A 310-nucleotide genomic window follows, 5' to 3' on the forward strand; every position below is an offset into this window, starting at 1 on the left:
CGGCGCAGCTCCAGCTCGCGCAGGGCCTCGGGCTTCTCGCGCAGCAGGTATCCCTTGAGCTCAGAGGGTTCCAGGAAGGCGGCGGCCTTGGCGATCTCATCCACGTCCATGCGCCGCAGCTCGTCGTCGTCCAGCTCCTTCAGGAGCAGGGCGCTCCTCTCCAGGGTGCGGCATACCTCGTCCAGGGCCGCCTCCGGGTCCTCGATCTCCACCACGATCTCCCGCACCGCCTGGCGCAGCAGAAGTCCCAGACGAGGCGGGTTGCCGGTGATGTCGCGGATGGTGTCCTCGCCGGCCTCCGCGCGTCCCG

Annotated in this window: 1 protein-coding gene; it reads right to left on the reverse strand. The window is 70.0% G+C overall.

The window, feature by feature from the left end; translation table 11 throughout:
• Window positions 1-310, reverse strand: a 310-nt coding sequence (locus QME84_12735; protein MDI6875129.1) for a hypothetical protein, incomplete at both ends; no start/stop codon positions are given.

It is taken from the genome of Actinomycetota bacterium (genome assembly GCA_030019255.1).
In the GTDB taxonomy this organism is placed as follows: domain Bacteria; phylum Actinomycetota; class Geothermincolia; order Geothermincolales; family RBG-13-55-18; genus Solincola_A.